Annotated in this window: 11 protein-coding genes; 4 read left to right on the forward strand and 7 right to left on the reverse strand. The window is 49.3% G+C overall.

The window, feature by feature from the left end; all coding sequences use genetic code 11:
• Positions 1-41: 41 nt before the first annotated feature.
• From feoB to HQ41_RS07465, 3 genes are all read right to left on the reverse strand, one after another.
• Positions 42-2,195, reverse strand: coding sequence for a ferrous iron transport protein B (gene feoB / locus HQ41_RS07455; RefSeq protein WP_044189973.1), 2,154 nt, complete (start codon positions 2,193-2,195; stop codon positions 42-44).
• A gap of 19 nt (positions 2,196-2,214) precedes the next feature.
• A complete protein-coding gene (locus HQ41_RS07460) occupies positions 2,215-3,168 on the reverse strand; it encodes a metal-dependent transcriptional regulator (RefSeq protein ID WP_044189975.1) in 954 nt (317 codons plus the stop codon).
• Positions 3,169-3,277: 109 nt separating this feature from the next.
• Positions 3,278-3,886 carry an HU family DNA-binding protein gene (locus HQ41_RS07465; protein WP_044189978.1) on the reverse strand — a complete coding sequence of 203 codons (609 nt, stop codon included), beginning with the start codon at positions 3,884-3,886 and terminating at the stop codon, positions 3,278-3,280.
• Between the two features lie 579 nt (positions 3,887-4,465).
• On the opposite strand from HQ41_RS07465, the gene HQ41_RS07475 reads away from it, so the two are divergent.
• The 4 genes from HQ41_RS07475 to HQ41_RS07490 all read left to right on the forward strand — a co-directional run bounded on the left by HQ41_RS07475 (position 4,466) and on the right by HQ41_RS07490 (position 9,834).
• A complete protein-coding gene (locus HQ41_RS07475; protein ID WP_044189982.1) occupies positions 4,466-6,196 on the forward strand; it encodes a hypothetical protein in 1,731 nt (576 codons plus the stop codon).
• A gap of 196 nt (positions 6,197-6,392) precedes the next feature.
• Complete coding sequence (locus HQ41_RS07480; protein ID WP_255327563.1) at positions 6,393-8,336, forward strand: NAD(+) synthase; 1,944 nt, start codon at positions 6,393-6,395, stop codon at positions 8,334-8,336.
• Between the two features lie 109 nt (positions 8,337-8,445).
• On the forward strand, positions 8,446-9,255 hold the full coding sequence (locus tag HQ41_RS07485; RefSeq protein WP_235316932.1) for a cation transporter: 810 nt from the start codon (positions 8,446-8,448) through the stop codon (positions 9,253-9,255).
• Positions 9,256-9,384: 129 nt separating this feature from the next.
• On the forward strand, positions 9,385-9,834 hold the full coding sequence (locus tag HQ41_RS07490) for an FAD-dependent oxidoreductase (RefSeq protein WP_044189988.1): 450 nt from the start codon (positions 9,385-9,387) through the stop codon (positions 9,832-9,834).
• 125 nt (positions 9,835-9,959) lie between these two features.
• Here the strand turns inward: HQ41_RS07490 and HQ41_RS07495 are convergent, their stop codons facing one another.
• The 4 genes from HQ41_RS07495 to HQ41_RS07510 are packed head-to-tail and all read right to left on the reverse strand — an operon-like array spanning position 9,960 to position 16,030.
• On the reverse strand, positions 9,960-10,955 hold the full coding sequence (locus HQ41_RS07495; RefSeq protein WP_044189991.1) for a DUF4876 domain-containing protein: 996 nt from the start codon (positions 10,953-10,955) through the stop codon (positions 9,960-9,962).
• A 46-nt stretch (positions 10,956-11,001) separates the two neighbouring features.
• Positions 11,002-12,285: a hypothetical protein gene (locus HQ41_RS07500; RefSeq protein WP_044189994.1), complete on the reverse strand. Its 1,284-nt coding sequence runs from the start codon at positions 12,283-12,285 to the stop codon at positions 11,002-11,004.
• A 15-nt stretch (positions 12,286-12,300) separates the two neighbouring features.
• On the reverse strand, positions 12,301-13,575 hold the full coding sequence (locus tag HQ41_RS07505) for a hypothetical protein (protein WP_044189997.1): 1,275 nt from the start codon (positions 13,573-13,575) through the stop codon (positions 12,301-12,303).
• Positions 13,576-13,582: 7 nt separating this feature from the next.
• On the reverse strand, positions 13,583-16,030 hold the full coding sequence (locus HQ41_RS07510) for a TonB-dependent receptor domain-containing protein (RefSeq protein ID WP_081964802.1): 2,448 nt from the start codon (positions 16,028-16,030) through the stop codon (positions 13,583-13,585).
• Between the last annotated feature and the right edge of the window lie 684 nt (positions 16,031-16,714).

A 16,714-nucleotide genomic window follows, 5' to 3' on the forward strand; every position in this document is an offset into this window, starting at 1 on the left:
GCCACAAATGCACAACTGTACGTCCTCTGCCACAATCTGTACTAGGCGAAAGCACGCCAGAGTGTCGCCACTAGGGCTGTGACGATGATGCCCAGCCCTAGAGGTAGGAACGTAGCAATCGCCGTCCAGCGCAAGCTACCAGTTTCTTTATATATGGTATATATCGTCGTGCTACATGGGTGGTGTAGCAGGCAGAATAGCATCAGATTGACGGCGGTAAGCATGCTCCAGCCACTGGCTTCTAGTAGAGCTTTGGTTTCCTCTGGGCTCCCCTCGGTCAGTACGCCTGCTGCTCCGTTGCCCAATTCGGGGTTCATCAGTACGGTAAGCATCAAGACGGTGGGGATAACGATCTCGTTGGCTGGTATAGCTAGCACGTATGCTAGCAGGATAATGCCGTTTAGCCCAAGGAACCACCCCGGGGCGTCTAGCCAATGCACTAGATGAGTCGCAATGCTATCGCCTGCTATGTGCACATTGCTAGAGATCCAGATGAGTGCTCCTGCAGGAATAGCGAAAATAATCGCCCTCCACAGCACAATAAGTGTGCGATCTATAAGTGATGTGTAGAGCGTGCGCCAGAATTGGGGTGGTCGGTATGGGGGGAGCTCTAGGTGGAAGGTGGATACCTCTCCACGCAGCACCGTGCGTGAGAGTAACCATGAGGAAGCGAACATTAGACTTATGCCCAGTAGCACAACCAGCAACACACTCCCGATGCTCGCTAGCGAAGAGTAGGCACTAGGTACGGCAGCCCCGATGAAAAGAGTCCCGATAAGGATCTGGGTTGGCCAGCGACCGTTGCAAAGTGAGAAGTTATTCGTGATAATAGCGATCAGCCGCTCTCTATTACTATCTATGATACGAGTGGAAACAACCCCAGCGGCATTGCACCCGAAGCCCATGCTCATCGTTAGAGCTTGCTTGCCGTGTGCCCCAGAGCGACGAAACAGTTCGTCCAGATTGAAGGCCACACGAGGGAGATAGCCGAAGTCCTCTAAGAGCGTAAAGAGCGGGAAGAAAATTGCCATCGGTGGGAGCATCACCGATACTACCCATGCCGTAGCCAAATAGACGCCATCGACTAGTAGCCCTGTGAGCCACCAAGGAGCTTGTATGTGCTCAAAAACAGAGCGAAACATTGGGTGTAGATAGCCAACTAGTAGCTCGTTGAGCCAGCCAGAGGGGTAGTTGGAGCCAACGATTGTTAGCCAAAATACCAAGGCCAAAAGCCCAATCATGATGGGAAAGCCCCATGTGCGACTCGTAAGTATCCTATCGAGTTTGATGTCGATAGGTGAGCGTCCACGGCTATTGGCTTGGCGCACGACCTCTGAGCAGATTTGTTCTGCCTCGGCATAGATCCCCTCAATCCAGCGCTCGTGTAGATCCTCCCCAAGCTCTAGGTGTATCTCTCTTGCTAGCGAGAGTAGGGGCTCGGAACCGAAGCGCTCGACGATACTAGGATCCTCCTCTAGGAGTCGATAGGCGATCCATTGAGCATTACTGCTCTCGGGGTAAGCTTGTTGTACGGCTGCTTTCAGTCGAGCGACTTTTTGTTCCACCTCCTTGGGTAGAGCGGTGCTGCGCCTTGGCTGGCAGACAATCTCGCCGCTAGCTACACCTCGCATGGTCGCAAGTAGCTCCTCCATACCCATAGAGGATCTAGCCGATGCGCCTACGACTGGCACCCCTAGGCGTCGGGCTAGGGCATTGAGATCTATCTCGATCTCGTTGCGCTTGGCCTCGTCAAGTAGATTAACGCATAGGATGGCTCGGTCGGTGATTTGTAGCACCTGCAAGATGAGGTTCATGTTACGCTCCAGCCGTGTCGCATCGGCCACGACGATGGTCACGTCGGGAGCATCGAAGAGGATAAAGTCACGGGCAATCTCCTCGTCCTCACTCGTAGAGGAGAGAGAGTAGGTACCGGGTAGGTCGATGATGCGGTACTCTTGTCCTGCATAGGCAAAGGCTCCTTCGGCTTTGCCTACGGTTTTGCCCGGCCAGTTCCCAGTATGTTGCTTGAGCCCTGTTAGGTTATTGAATATGGTGCTCTTGCCTGTATTGGGGTTGCCTGCTAGGGCTATCGTATAGAGTGCTTGGGTCGCTCGCTCTCCTTTGCGCTCGAGTTTGGCAGAGCCAGCTTGAGGGCAGTGGGAGCAACCCGAAGACGGTGGACATTGCTTATTCATATATCATGATGCGTACTGATTAGTTCTTCTCGATCAAGATGTACTGGGCTTGATCGTGCCTTAGGGCAATGGCCGAGCCACGCACCACATAGGCTATTGGGTTACCCATAGGGCTTCTCATCTCGATGCTCACACGGCTGCCACGTACGAAGCCCAGATCCATCAATCGTCTGCGCATGGCTCCTCGACAGCTAGGCGAGAGGGCCACAATAAGTGCTTCCTCTCCCTCGGATAGAGCTGTCAGACGTCTGACCCGACGAGCTTGCTCGATGGCTTCGTCCGTAGGCTCGAGCTGTGTAAGAGTCAGAGCCTCTAGGGCTACAAGTGGTAGGGTATGCTGCTCGCCCTCGTAGAGAAAAACGAAATGGTCGGGTGTAACTTGGGTGATCTGAAGCACTGCATTACGAGCAAGATGTGTTTGGTTGATCTTGGCAAAGAGCTCTATGTCGTCGTCCTCGATGTGTAACAGGCGGAGCCACTGCCCGGGCGTAATATGCCCTGTTATTAGTTGTGTCGTCTGTGGCAGCTCTAACGTATGGGAGGGAATGGGGTCACCGTGTGGGTCGAAGAGAGGATTGCGTAGCAGAGAAGCGATGCGTGCCTGCTCCTCCTCACTCATGTGGTGCTCCATCTTATTGGCCATCTGATGCCAGTCCTCGGGCTTGTAGCCGGAGTGCTCAGCCAAATACTTCTCGTAGATACGATGCGCTCTGATTAGGCGTAATGCTCTGTACTCCCCCTGTTTGGTAAGTCTAAGAGGGGTAGACTGCATATGGCCTTGGAGTACGAGCGAGCCTACTATCTGCGCCAATAGCTCGTCCGATAGCCCCAGCCCTTGGGCGATAGCCTCTAGAGTGGTGCTCTCCTGCGTTTGTGCTGCATGATAGACGGCCTTGAGGAAGTCCTCCTCGGCCTCCTGTAGATGCCTCTTCGCTGGGCGAGGAGAGATTGCTCTATCGAGTAAGTATTTCATTGATCGAAACCCCATTGCTGTAAGATTTTAGTGCTGTATCCTCAAACAAAATTAGTCTTTTTGTCCAACACCCTCTATTTTGTCCCAGTTGAACCAGATACGACTCCAGCTAGGGCAGGGTATAGAGTAGGTGAGTACCTCGGCCGATGGAGCCGACTAAGCCTTTTTGTTTGAAGGCTCGTAGCTCTCGCCCTGCGGCAGTTCGCTCTAGGCCTGTAATAGATGCATAGGTGCGAATGTTCATCGTCGGATACTTATGTAGATATGCCAAAGCCCTGCCGAGGCGCTCCTGTTCGCCCCCGATAGGTGTCTGCCTCTTCGGGCTCTGTGCTCTAGTGAGGTTGCAGTGGGCATTGGCTGTCCGCACGAGCACCTTGTCTGCTCGGAAGTTGATACCCCTTAGCTCGATACTTGTCGCATTGCGCTTGGTGCCGCCCTCTTCTTCTCTATCTATACCTTTTCTGAGGGCGAGCTTGGCTGTGAAAGTACCTAGCCCATCGACCTTGACGGAGTAGCCTTCGGCCACCTTGCTTGCTATCTCGTCGCATAAAAGGGCTACAAGCCCGACGACATCGCCCTCGGTAAAGCTGGAGGCCATAGAGATTTTGTGAGCTAGCTCCTGCAGGCCAATGCGCTCTGCAATCTGCATTTTGGGATAGGTGATGTGCTTGCCCGCCCCATTGAGGTCGGGGAGCTGTGTCATAATATACTTAGCCATAGAGATGATAGAATAAATGATGAATAAAAAGTAATACAACAAAGTTAGTCAATAGCCAACGAAAAAGGACGGCCTACGACAAGAAAAGTTTAGAGCTAGCTTTGCTCTATATAGAGTTAGCCTATCTCTACATAGCGCAAACCTCCCTCTATGTAGCGCAAGGTTTGCTCTAGAGTTGATGCGTGTGCCTCTAGTACTCCCGATCTAGAGGGTATGTATCAAAATTCACTTGTGCAGTAGCTCCTTTAAGGTGCTTCAGAATATGCAAAATGCAAAAGGATTGCATAAGTCGGGAGCAGAGCGGAGTTTACTCCAGCTATAATCGTGCGAGAGGTGGCACTAAGACTGAGGGTGAAGACGAAGTTCGTGCCGAGCAGGGGCGCACAAGTAGCATAGCAGTTTGCATACTATGTATAGCCATGCGCTTGTATGAGCTAGAGAGGTCAGAGGCAGCTTATAGAGCGCATTCCCCCTCTATTTTGCTGAGCAGTAATAAAAATCGTACATTTGTTATGTGCTATATCGAGCCAAAAAAAACTAGAGCAAAAGAGAGTCTTAATAACGATAAAAAGGAGAATTATGCTACAAGAATTTACCTTAAATAGAGGTCGAGCGATCATGAACTTTACCTCTAAGTACTGCGATAATCGGCGCAAGATACTCAGTAGCTACGCCTTCGGACGGGTTGTCGAAACATTTATCTCTAGGCTAAAGAAGGATAACCCGATCATCTATGATGCTTTCATCGAAGATTTTCACACGGACGATAACTTGGTGCGCTCGCTTATGGAGGTTATTCGCTTCTTGAGTGTCTGTGAGGTAGAGGAGCTACTAGAGGTAAACAATAAGTATGCGCCGTTCTTCAAAGATCGAGATTTATTCATCGAGCTCATCGAGTTGCTATACGAATACTGGCGTCGGCTTGAGCGTGTCGCCATCGTACACAACAGCCGCTTGGGTGAGGGGGTGCAGAATGTTCGCTTCATTCAGGCTTATGAGCTCTTCAACGAGTTGCTCCTCTCCATATACAGACGCACCAAACGGGTCGTCAATGGCTTCAATACAGACGTCTATCATCAGACCAAGGCTGGAGCCAATGCAGGGCTAATCTTGAATGATGTCACTTGGAACTGCCCCATCGAGTATCGAGGTCTGGCGTCTATCCCTTTCATTGGCTCGGTCATCATCAATCCTCCCTACATATCGTACACGAAGAAGAATACCCGTGACGGCATCTTCATGGAGCACAAAACCAATCCGCTCGCACACATGGTGCTCAACGAAGATGAGTGGTTTCTCTTCCCTGCCAAGGTTGGTAATCTCATGGCCTTTGTTTACTTCCACAAGGACTTTATGTGTCACGGGATCGGTCTTGCCAATCTGTTTGAATTGGCTAAAAATGATGAGTATGTAGGCAAAAAGCCAGATCTGATCTACGTCTTCGGCTACGACGATGGTCACGATGAGAAGCGGACATTCTACTACAAAGACCGCAAGAACGACATCATGATCGGTTATGCCAATTATAGTGATGAGATTGACTACTTCGGTTACATGAAAAAGATGCTCTTGACGCTACACAACATCAAGCAAATGGAGCGAGGTAATTTGCCTATTCATGGGGCTATGGTCAATATCGCACTTAAAAATGGGCGTGAAGCCAACATCGTGATTATGGGCGATAGTGGAGCTGGTAAGTCCGAGAGCCTAGAAGCTTTCCGTACACTCAATGAACGGTACATTAGACATATGCGTGTCATCTTCGACGATATGGGATATCTGCAGTTCGATCCGTCTGGCAAGATTAGAGCCTATGGCACAGAGATTGGCGCTTTTGTGCGTACCGATGATCTTGACCCGATGTATGCTTTTGCCCAGCTCGACCGAGGGATCTATACCAATCCCGATAAGGTCAATGCACGAGTGACCATACCTATCTCCACCTACGAGGTGATCTCGAAGGGGTATAGTGTAGACTACTTCCTCTATGCCAATAACTATGCCGAGGTAGAGCAGAAGATACAACTGTTTGATAGCCTAGAGCAGGCGATAGAGGTCTTCCAGACGGGGGCACGCAGAGCCAAGGGTACGACAACCGAGCAGGGCCTAGTGACGTCCTACTTCGCCAATCCATTTGGACCAGTGCAGGAGCAGGCAGTGGCCGAGGTGCTGATTCGTAAGTTCTTCACAGCTCTATTCGACGAAGGGGTCAAGGTGGGCGAGATGCATACAGCTCTAGCCATAGAGGGGCAAGCTAAGGATGGCCCTAGAGCTGCGGCGGAGGAGTTATTTAGTCGAATCAATGCTTAGCGACGAGCTTCGCTAGCATCTATCTGCCAAATCTAATAACATAGCGGTTGGGGGGCTAACCTTTTTGGGGTGCACCTCAGTGTAATCAATCTTCGTTTGCGAAGATTGATTACATTTGTGCATTAACTTTTCTGGGCTATCAGATAGATTATATAAAACATGGCCAATAGCCTAGAGCGAACGAAAGAAGAAAAGCATTATGAAGCACGGTTTCGTTAAGGTGGCAGCAGCTGTCCCTTTCGTCAAAGTAGCAGATTGCGGCTACAACACAGAGCGTATCGAGCAGATGATCCTACAAGCCGATAGGCAGGGAGTGGAGATTATGACTTTCCCCGAACTCTGCATCACGGGATACACTTGTGGCGATCTATTTCTACAACCCTTCCTTATACAGGAAGCCGAACGTAAGCTCGTAGAGCTGGTCGAACGCACGGCTAATACTAAGGTGCTCGTACTGGTGGGAATGCCCGTGAAGGTGGAAGAAAAGTTGTTTAACTCAGCAGTCGCCTTCCAGAGTGGTCGTATGCTGGGGGCTATCCCCAAAACATATCTGCCCAACTACCGAGAGTTCCAAGAGGCTCGGTGGTTCTCTCCTGCCCGTGATCTGCAGTTTACCATTGCCAATATAGGAGGCTTGGAGGTTCCTATCGGGCATAATCTGCTCTTCAGATCGGGCGAAGTGGCTATCGGTATCGAGATCTGTGAGGATATGTGGACGCCCTATACCCCCGGCACACGCCTAGCTCTCTATGGAGCACACATCATCTTCAATCTATCTGCTAGCAACGAGAGCATTGGTAAGCACGCCTACTTGCGCTCGCTCATAAGCGGCCTCTCTAGCCAAGATCTATGCGGCTATGTGTACTGCTCCTGTGGCTACGGAGAGAGCTCTACCGATTTGGTCTACACGGGCAAGGCATTCGTCGCCGAGATTGGCCGTATTATGGACGAGATGCCACGCTTCGTCTACGAGGAGCGTTTGCTCATCAACGATATAGACGTTAGCCGTATCCAGAGCGAGCGCCTATGCAACAGCAGCTTCAGAGCCTCCGTTTCGCATCACACGCAGCGAGGTCTGCTTACAGAGATCCCCTTTATGCTGCGCTCGGCAGAGGAGTCGGGAGATATTACTAGGCACATAGAGCCTAATCCGTTCTTGCCAGAGGATCAGAGAGCGACACGCTGTGCGGAGGTTTTCGACATACAGATCTGTGCCCTAAGCCAGCGCCTCAAGCACATTGGAGCTCAGTCTGCGGTAATCGGAGTATCGGGTGGCCTCGATTCGACTCTGGCTCTGCTGGCCACGGTGGCTACATTCGACTTCCTTGGCCTACCACGCAGGGGGATTATCGGGGTGACGATGCCGGGCTTAGGCACCTCTAGTCGTACGAAAACCAATGCACACAAGCTAATGCAAGAGCTGGGCATCACAAGTATGGAGATTGACATTACGGAGGCAACGATGTTACACTTCCGAGATATTGACCATGACCCCAAGATTCAAGATGTAACGTATGAGAATAGTCAGGCTCGTGAGCGCACGCAGATCCTTATGGATTTGGCCAACAAACATCATGCTTTGGTTATAGGTACTGGCGATTTGTCGGAGCTTGCTCTCGGCTGGTGCACCTACAATGGGGACCATATGTCTATGTATGCCATCAACTCAGGTTTACCCAAGACCTCGATTCAGCACATCGTACGCTATCTGGCCGATACTCATCACTTCGGGGTATCTATCAAGGAGGTGCTTTACTCTATTCTCGATACTCCTATTAGCCCAGAGCTCAAGTCCACCGAGCATATAGGAGAGGAGGTTAGCCAGCACACGGAGGACATAGTAGGGCCATACGAGTTACACGACTTTTTTATCTACAACTTCCTAGCCTATGGCTACACACCTAGCAAAATTCATTATTTGGCGAGTGTAGCATTTAGAGATGTTTATTCTCCCAAGACCATTAAGCACTGGATGAAGGAGTTTTATAGACGTTTCTTCTCCCAGCAATTTAAGCGTAATTGTATGCCCGATGGGCCTAAAGTTAGCCGTATTAGCCTCTCCCCAAGAGGGGACTGGCGTATGCCTAGCGATGCGGTGGCTAAGGCTTGGCTGGAGGAAATAGAGCTACTCCCCGAGTAGTAGTTTTTAGTGTTAGGCGGAATAGTAACGAAGCTATGGGTAGATGCGTAGATATGGCCGATGCCTTAGTGGATAGTACCCATACCTGCGCATCGCACCCGAGGCCGATATGAACTTCACGATGTACAAATCTGTATTCCACATCTCGGGCATGGACTGTCCTTGCGAGGAGCGTCTAATCCGTATGAAGCTCGAGAGGTATAGTTGCATTAAGCAACTAGAGTTTGATTTTGATAGGCGGCTCCTCTCTGTCTTTCATGCCGACGCCGACGGCCCTTTTGAGGCGGATCTGTATGCTCTAGGCTTAGGTGCTGAGCGCCTTAATCAGACGAAACTAGAGCAATATGCCGAGCCGCTAGACTATGACGCTAGAGGGCAGCGGCGAGTACTATGGATCGTACTCATGATTAACCTCGTGCTATTCCTTGTAGAGATGGCTTTTGGGTTGCTCTCCAACTCCATGGGACTCGTGGCCGATAGCCTTGATATGCTTGCCGATGCCCTTGTCTATGGCATGAGTTTGATGGCTGTGGGGGCTACAGTGTTGCGGAAGAAGCGAGTGGCTCTACTAAGTGGCTATTTACAAATGGGTCTAGCTGTTCTTGGTTTGGTTGAGGTGGTAAGGCGTTTTTGGGGTTTAGAAGTAATGCCAGAGTTTGAGGATATGGTTGGCATTAGTCTGCTGGCTCTTCTTGGTAACGCAACTTGTCTGTGGCTACTACAGCGCATGCAGAACCAAGAGGCGCACATTAGGGCTAGCGTCATCTTCTCAGCCAATGATGTTATAGTCAATATCGGAGTGATTGTAGCAGGGTTATTGGTCTGGTGGTCGCAGAGTAATATCCCCGATTTGTTTGTAGGCCTAGCGGTTTTCGCCGTAGTCATACGTGGAGCGATACGTATCCTTAAGTTGGCTTGATGAATTTTTGGGGCTTATTGCAGTGACGATTGGCAGGCAGCGGCCTAGACTTTCCGCATAACAGAAGGTCTTTAGGGGTCTAGAGCAGACCAAAAGGCTTATCTTTACGTGCGAATCGTTTTGTCCGTCATGAAACAATTTGACTATATCGTAGTAGGAGGGGGGCTAGCTGGGTTATACTCGGCTCTGCGGCTCTCCCATTATGCACATGTGGCTCTGTTAGTTAAGTCTACTTTGCAGCAGAGCAACTCCTACTATGCACAGGGAGGCATCGCTGCCGTTATCGAAGAGACGGATTCGTCTCAAGCACACTATGAAGATACCATAGAGGCTGGCCGAGGACTTTGTCTACCCAGTGCAGTACACATACTCACCGAGGAAGCTCCTAAACGTATACAGGAGCTTATAGATCTAGGTATGAATTTTGACCAAGAAGGCGGACGACTCGCCCTCGGCCTAGAAGGAGGGCATCACCAAAAGCCCATACTACACGCAGGGGGTGATGCTACGGGGCGTCTGATGACGACCTTCATGATCGAGCAAGTCTATGCCAATCCTAAATATCCATATATACGATAGCCATACGCTTCTTTCCCTCATTTATGTTAGAGGAGTGTGCTATGAGACTATTGCACAATAAAAGGGGCCGCACCAAAAACAAATTTTGGTACAGCCCCAGCGTCCTTTTTTAGCTATGGCAGGACTTATTTCTTCACTCTGAGGCTAGGTTCCACTACCTCAAAGTCTACGGTAGAGTTGTTGGTATCGACGAAGTTCTTGCCATCGTGCTTGCGTACAAGCGCTAGGCCGAGAGGTTTCTTCTTGCTAGGGCGGTGAGTCATCGCACTTGTCCACCCAGCGTCGATCGTGCGGCTAGAGATATACCACTTAAATGCCTCTTTGGGACATAGATTTACGGCATCAACGATCCAAGCATTAGGTATCTTGAGGTAGGTACCACTACCTCCATGGCCGTGACCTCCAGAGGCATTATTCCACGTACACTCCCACTTATACTCATCTTTCTCAAGATCCTTGGCTGGCACCCCTAATTTGACTAGAGCAATCAAACCATAACCTGAACTAATTGTAAAGCTGGGGGAAGTCTGATCAAAAAACTCCCTGCCAGAATAAATTACCGACATATTGGGGACTTTCTCGTTGTCCTTACGATCGTCCTCGTTGATCTGTTCTTTGGTGAGCCATTCGAAATTGGCATTCGAGAGGTCAAACGAGTTGGGATTGGCAGCTGTACCATCTTCGACATCTTTGGTATAGTCTATGGCTGTATGGGCCACGAGGATCACTTTACCAGGCTCTACGGCATACTCCTCTCCCTTACTAGGGAACTGAATTACCTTGTCGCCAGCAATATGAGTTTCTCTGAAGTCACAGTCTTGCCCTAACTCAAGTTGAATGTTGCTACTAAAAGGTGTCATCAACAAAGCCATACCATCAAGATATACCGTCTTGTTGGTGGGGTTGTAAATCTTGATGTACGCATCGTCTTTGGTAGGATAACCACGTGGGTGCCAGTTGCCAGAGTGGAAAACCTCTTGTATGATCAGATGATCTAAGGTTGCTACCTTCTCGTTATTTTTACGATTGGGGTCATCTGGTTCTTCTTTGGACTTACAACTAGACAGTGCTAGTGCTGCGAGAGCGAATACTACAAGCCCTCTATTCGTCAAATGTTTCATTTAGTTTGTGTTTTAGTTAAGTATGATAAATGAATAATTAATTATACTAGAGAAACCATGAACCATAACCCGATCCACCAGAGCCATCATCTCCATGAATGATGATATTATTGACAGCATTGTAGGCCTCCTGTGCAGACAAACCTATCTCTCGCCCTAGGTGTACGAAGTAGGGTTCGTTGGGATCGTCATCTGTAGGGTCGGAATCCAAGGTGCTTGTAAAGACTCGAATAGGCAAATTAATTCTTATAATTTCCTGCCAAGAAGACGCCTCGTTGGGTTCGTAATAAGGCGCACATACAAATTTATTCTCTCCTCGAGGCTCTGTCTTGGGGAAGATAGCCTTCTTGCCCGGTGGACACTTGAGTACCCTAATGGCAAGATAAAAGTGCGGCAAAAGATTCGTCCCGCGATTGTAGTACCTGCCATCGGTACGCACGATAGGCCACTCACTCTGCCTGTCTATGGACCCATCATGGTCAAACCTAATATGCCCTTTGAGGCCAACATAGTCTTGATCCTCGGAATAGGCCTTAGTATAGGTTTTGCGTGTATAGGGAGGAAGTAGCTTGAGGTTGAAAAGCTCTCGCACACCATCGGCCATGTCGTCGTGTAACCAAGTATCTCGATATGTATAGGTCAACAACTTAGGCGTGGCGAGCCTACGCTGATCAAAGCTCTTACGACTGGAGAAGTACTTAGATGGTACTGGTCCTTGGTCGGAGCCAGTGTAGCGTACGTCCATCACCTCGTATGGCTGCCCCTTGTCATCTAGATCACTGATGGAAAAAAAGATCTGATATTGATCGGAGTGCTTGAGTATCTCCTCGTTGATGAGCTTACCCTGCTTGTTGTAAAAATAGAAACAGAGCCCCCAAAGTTTACTATTACCTCCGATGATACGAAAGTGGTTGGGACCCTGCTTACCAGCCTCTTTCTCCAGATAGGTCACGACACTACTACGATCGACCTCTACCTTGACCCCAGAGGCTCTATTGTGAATGACGGCAAACTGCTCTTGCCGCCACGGTGCTTTGGCATAGACAAAGTTGCCATGCAACTTACCTCCACCATGTGGATGCCCCTCTTTGAACATCACAAGACAAGTAGCCCAATCTGCAAAGGCTCCTTGCGGGTCTGGGTTAGGCAAATCTGGACTATTGACCACGGGAGCCTCGAATAGATCTGCTCCCGTACGAGGGACTTTCTTCTGAACCAAGGGGTTGTTATCTTCATCAACCACAACCTCCCCAAAAACAAAGCGCTTGCACGAGAAGCTGGTCCCAAGCAGTATCGCCAAGGCGAAAAGTATCTTGAACAATTTACTCATTGCTAGTATCCTATTTTACATAGTTATCTTGGGAATACGATCGAAGTATCCTTCGCCCCAAAGCATCTGCTCTAGAGCTGCTCGCTCCCCGTCGGGGTAGAAGCGCTGTATATCCCTCACACACGCATCCTTATCTCGGTCTACATCTGCGATGATACGGAAGGGGACTGGGTAGTCGATATCGAAGCTATTCCAAGCAGGAGAGAGCTGATTGAAGCGATGTACTCCACCCGGATTCTCGTACCCAGTAAGATCGTACTTACCGTTGGCTGTAATGATATGACTAATGCAGGTGCGCATCTGGAAAGCCATATTAGACTGATGAAACTTGAGAACTCCCTTGAAGCCTAAGGCGTCGAGTGGTGTCCCTGGGTCTAAGCTACGCTTCTTGCGAAGCCTAATAACGGGTATCCCTGCACGGATACGCCCTAGATCATCTTGCCCAACGATAGCAGAGCCCAGTACCTCCTCCACAGGGTCGGTATCTCGATACTCATAAGTAAAGATTTTGGGCACTAGCCCATTTAACTCAAAAGCATCAATGGTCTTGTAGAGTTGATAGAGCTTACCTGTCTGTGGGTCTGTATAGGACACTTGAGCCTCCTTCGTGAGAGCCGCTTCTGTTGCCTTAATAGCTAATGGTAGGCTATAACGAAGTGAATTGGGCTGATGTGCCTCGGGAGCATAGACAATAGAAGGCGAGCTAGCAGTAGCGCGTACACGATTGCCCTTGCCATCGAGCTGGAAGAGGTATTTGTCGTAATAGATGCTATCGAGCGTCATAGGGTAGACAAGCGGATACCCACTCAAGGCATAACCCTGTACCGTAAAGAAATGCTGATGCACCAACAGCGTAGAGTTGGCCTCATCTTTGGGGTCATAACCCGAAAACTGATGGTTGATGAGACGACCATTGAGGTCATAGTACTTTAGCTCTAGTGCATAGTAGATATCCTCACCCTTGACCACATCAAATACTTTCCGAGCCGAGGTGATGGACATCTTGCCATTACTGTCTTTGCTAAAGGCTATCTCTTGGTAAATCGGCAGGGGCGTAGCGCTTGAGGGAATATCGTATGCTGCGAAGGTTTTACCGTCTTTGCGCTTGTGTGCTAGGCGCAAGATAGCTTGGATCGAGTAGATCTGCTCGTGCCCCTTGACGTCACGCTCGATCGTGGAGGGAGGTGCCACGACCAAATCCCTCATCAGTGCTTCCATACGCTCGTCACTACAACTAGAGAGTAGCAAGGAGCATAGTAGTAGGGGTAGTACAATAAATAATGTTCTCATAATCGTCTTAGAAGTTTATAATCGTTCTTAGGGTGAGCTGAGCCCCTCTTGAGTGAGCATAATAGCGGAAGCGGTCTGTATACTCCTTATACAAGCCATTGAGGACATTATCTCCAAGAAGCATAAATTTAACTCGAGTGCCACTCCTAAGAGTCGTACCTAGCTCAGCCGAAGCATTGAGTAAGGTATAAGCATCCGGCGAGTCAGGGACCAGATCCTTCTCTGGGTCGAATCGTGTCTGCTTGGTCACATACACCCCCTCGAGGGAGCACAAGAAGTGCCAACGATCCTTGTAGCCAAAGTTACGGTCATAGGATAGGCCCAAGGTATAGCGGTCGGAAGGCATGAAAGGGAGCCAAGCATTTTGTGTTAGGTTACGGGCATTGATCCACTCCCCTTTCCCCGTAATGCTTAGCCCATCTAGAGGTATAAACGTAGCACTTAGATCCCCCCCAACGAAGCGTGCATTGTCCTGCTCATAGATAAACTTAGGGTACTTGCCGCTAGGGTGATTGTGAAATCGGTCTAACCCCTTACCTATATTGTCATATATATAGTTCTCTACATGCTGGTAGAAGAGGCTTGGCTCAATAAGCAGGTAGGTGTTGCGGTAGCGTGCGCCCATAACAGCCTTGTAGCCACGCTCACTCTTGAGGTACTTATTTCCCACAACCCAGTAGGTGCCATGATGCAGCCCCGTGGCGTATAGCTCGTTGATATCGGGTGGTCGCCAAGCCCATCCGATATTGGCACGCGCGTCTATATTATCCGTGATCTGGTAGTGTGCAGCTATACTCCCCGTGAAGTTGCTATAAAGCCTAAAATCGCTGTAGTACTTGAAGCTCGAGAGGCTCGTATAGCCATCTACATCGAGAGCTCTATAGTCGTAGCGCATACCAGCAGAACCTTGTAGTTTGCCCCAGCGTAACTTATGCAACAAGAAGAAGCCAGTTGTCAGAGCTGCATAGTTAGGTATGAACGCTGGTTGCTTGGTATTGGGAACATTGAAGTTGTACTGATACATTGCCGAGAGCCCAACTTGTGAACTCATATTAGACGTCCAGTTTGCATCCCATACTCCCTCGGCACTATATGTAGTGAGCTGGAGGTTCTGCACAGGTATCCAACTAATCTTGTCGACTTTTCGGTTCTCAAACTCCTGCCTTAGATTGTCTTGGTAGGATAGCTTGAACTCCAAGTTGTGCCCTTTGAGGAATTGCCACTTGAGATCTCCCTTGACCGTAAAGTGCTGAGTCTGCTGGAAGGGAGGTTTGATGTCGTAGGAGAAAGGATGAAAGGTATCGGGATTGGGTCTACCAGCCAAGAAGCGAGCCAATAGTTGATCAATATCGGAGATGTTGCTGGCGTAATAAACACCACTACGAGAGTAGTAAAGGCTAGAATATAGCGTGGCTGTGACACGAGGGTCACTATAACCCAATAGGCCGGAGTAGCTTATGTTATTGTAACCCGTATTGTTGAGGATATACTCTGCCGTAGAGTAGTCTCCAGCCTTCTGGTACATACCGTGCAGCCTCATGCCGACACGCTTATATACCATCTCAAGCGAACCAGCTCCATCGTACCCATGGCCATTGGTCGCATATCCAGCATTCATACGCCCTTTAACCAATGGGCGCTTAGCTCCGTATGGCAGAGGTGCTTGATTAAACAGTACTACACCACCGACAGCTCCATAACCGTAGCGAATAGCTTCGGCTCCCTTGATAACTTCCACGACACTCGCCCCCGTGTGGTCGATCTCGGGCGCATGATCGGCCCCCCAGCTCTGACTCTCTAGCCGCACTCCATTATTGACTAGCAAAATGCGACTACTATGCATTCCTTGGATCACAGGCTTGGAGATCGTACTGCCTGAACTGATTGAGCTCACACCGGGGACCTTCTCAAGTAGCTGCGCCAGAGATAGCGCAGGACTCTTCTCAAGCGTCTTGGTATCTATCGCTACAGCTTGCTGAAGCTGAGTGGTATGCTTGCGCTGCGCCTCAACGTAGACAGCACCAAGGTTCTCGATCGAGGGCGTCATGTATACTATTAGTTTCCCAGTGGCCCGCAAGGTATAGGTCTGCGATACAATTTCATCGAAGCCAATCGCCCTGAGTGAGAGCACTAGCTTCGAGCTCCGAACGCTGGGTATGGTGCAGTAACCATCAAGATCGGTGTAGTACACCTTGCCTCCAGTTTTGAGGACAACCCCGACGACGGGCTCTTGTGTCTTTTTATCGAGCACACGGATCTGTAGATTTCGCTCTATGGGCACCTTATTTTCGTTGCTTTCTAACACTGTGCCAGCATCTGGAAAAGACGGACTAAGCAGCTTAGTTTGATGAGAAATTGATGTAGGCGCTGAGGCATAAGACGGCTGTACACCGCAAATACCCAAGAGCGATGTAGCTATCAAGCCTCGGATAGCTATTTTTAGGTTTATGGACATAAAATTTAAGTTCAATAAGTTGGAGTGTCTAGTACCCACCCTCGCCTCTCTATATATGGAGATTCGGGTACTCACTATGGAGCTGAGTATACTGCATTAGCCCTCCAACCTATGTACACTGGTTGCCGAATAACATAGTTAGCTGGTCTTTTGAGTTGTTTTAGTTGTGGCAAATGTAGATTATTTAAGTTAAGTGAACAAGATTGGAAGTTTTTTCAGCCAAAAATCCCTACAATATGCGATGCTGAGTAGGGTCGCCCCCACTAGGTGCTAGGATATATCTAGAGTAATCGGAGGCATTCGGTTTCTGCAAGAGAAGCTTATTCATCACCTTTTTGGTTAAGGAGTGTTAATGAATTAACCTTAAATTTGGTGTAATGGAAGGGCAGTTGATAAAGATTGGTGGCGTTCACTCGCCTCATTGATGGGAAGATTGTCTGACATTGGTGGGCTAATCCTCGACGATGTGTCCACTAATCGAAACTGATTAATGGGAAGAAAATGCTTTAAGTGTGCCAAGAAGGCGTGCAATCACTCAAGAAAATGATATAAATATCTGTTTTCTAGAGGATTAAAATTGATGCGTTTGGGGCGACGATTTCCATAGGGCTAGGGTGAAGTGCCCCAACAGCAGTGAACGCAATGCAGATGCCTCTACGGCGCTCATACGAGGTCGGGTGGTTT

Origin of the sequence: Porphyromonas sp. COT-290 OH860 (genome assembly GCF_000768935.1) — a bacterium.
GTDB lineage: Bacteria > Bacteroidota > Bacteroidia > Bacteroidales > Porphyromonadaceae > Porphyromonas.

What these genes read in the sequence shown, in the direction of transcription:
- feoB (WP_044189973.1), bottom strand. Translation starts at nt 2,195, where the DNA reads ATGAATAAGCAATGTCCACCGTCTTCGGGTTGCTCCCACTGCCCTCAA.
- HQ41_RS07460 (WP_044189975.1), bottom strand. Translation starts at nt 3,168, where the DNA reads ATGAAATACTTACTCGATAGAGCAATCTCTCCTCGCCCAGCGAAGAGG.
- HQ41_RS07465 (WP_044189978.1), bottom strand. Translation starts at nt 3,886, where the DNA reads ATGGCTAAGTATATTATGACACAGCTCCCCGACCTCAATGGGGCGGGC.
- HQ41_RS07475 (WP_044189982.1), top strand. Translation starts at nt 4,466, where the DNA reads ATGCTACAAGAATTTACCTTAAATAGAGGTCGAGCGATCATGAACTTT.
- HQ41_RS07485 (WP_235316932.1), top strand. Translation starts at nt 8,446, where the DNA reads ATGAACTTCACGATGTACAAATCTGTATTCCACATCTCGGGCATGGAC.
- HQ41_RS07490 (WP_044189988.1), top strand. Translation starts at nt 9,385, where the DNA reads ATGAAACAATTTGACTATATCGTAGTAGGAGGGGGGCTAGCTGGGTTA.
- HQ41_RS07495 (WP_044189991.1), bottom strand. Translation starts at nt 10,955, where the DNA reads ATGAAACATTTGACGAATAGAGGGCTTGTAGTATTCGCTCTCGCAGCA.
- HQ41_RS07500 (WP_044189994.1), bottom strand. Translation starts at nt 12,285, where the DNA reads ATGAGTAAATTGTTCAAGATACTTTTCGCCTTGGCGATACTGCTTGGG.
- HQ41_RS07505 (WP_044189997.1), bottom strand. Translation starts at nt 13,575, where the DNA reads ATGAGAACATTATTTATTGTACTACCCCTACTACTATGCTCCTTGCTA.
- HQ41_RS07510 (WP_081964802.1), bottom strand. Translation starts at nt 16,030, where the DNA reads ATGTCCATAAACCTAAAAATAGCTATCCGAGGCTTGATAGCTACATCG.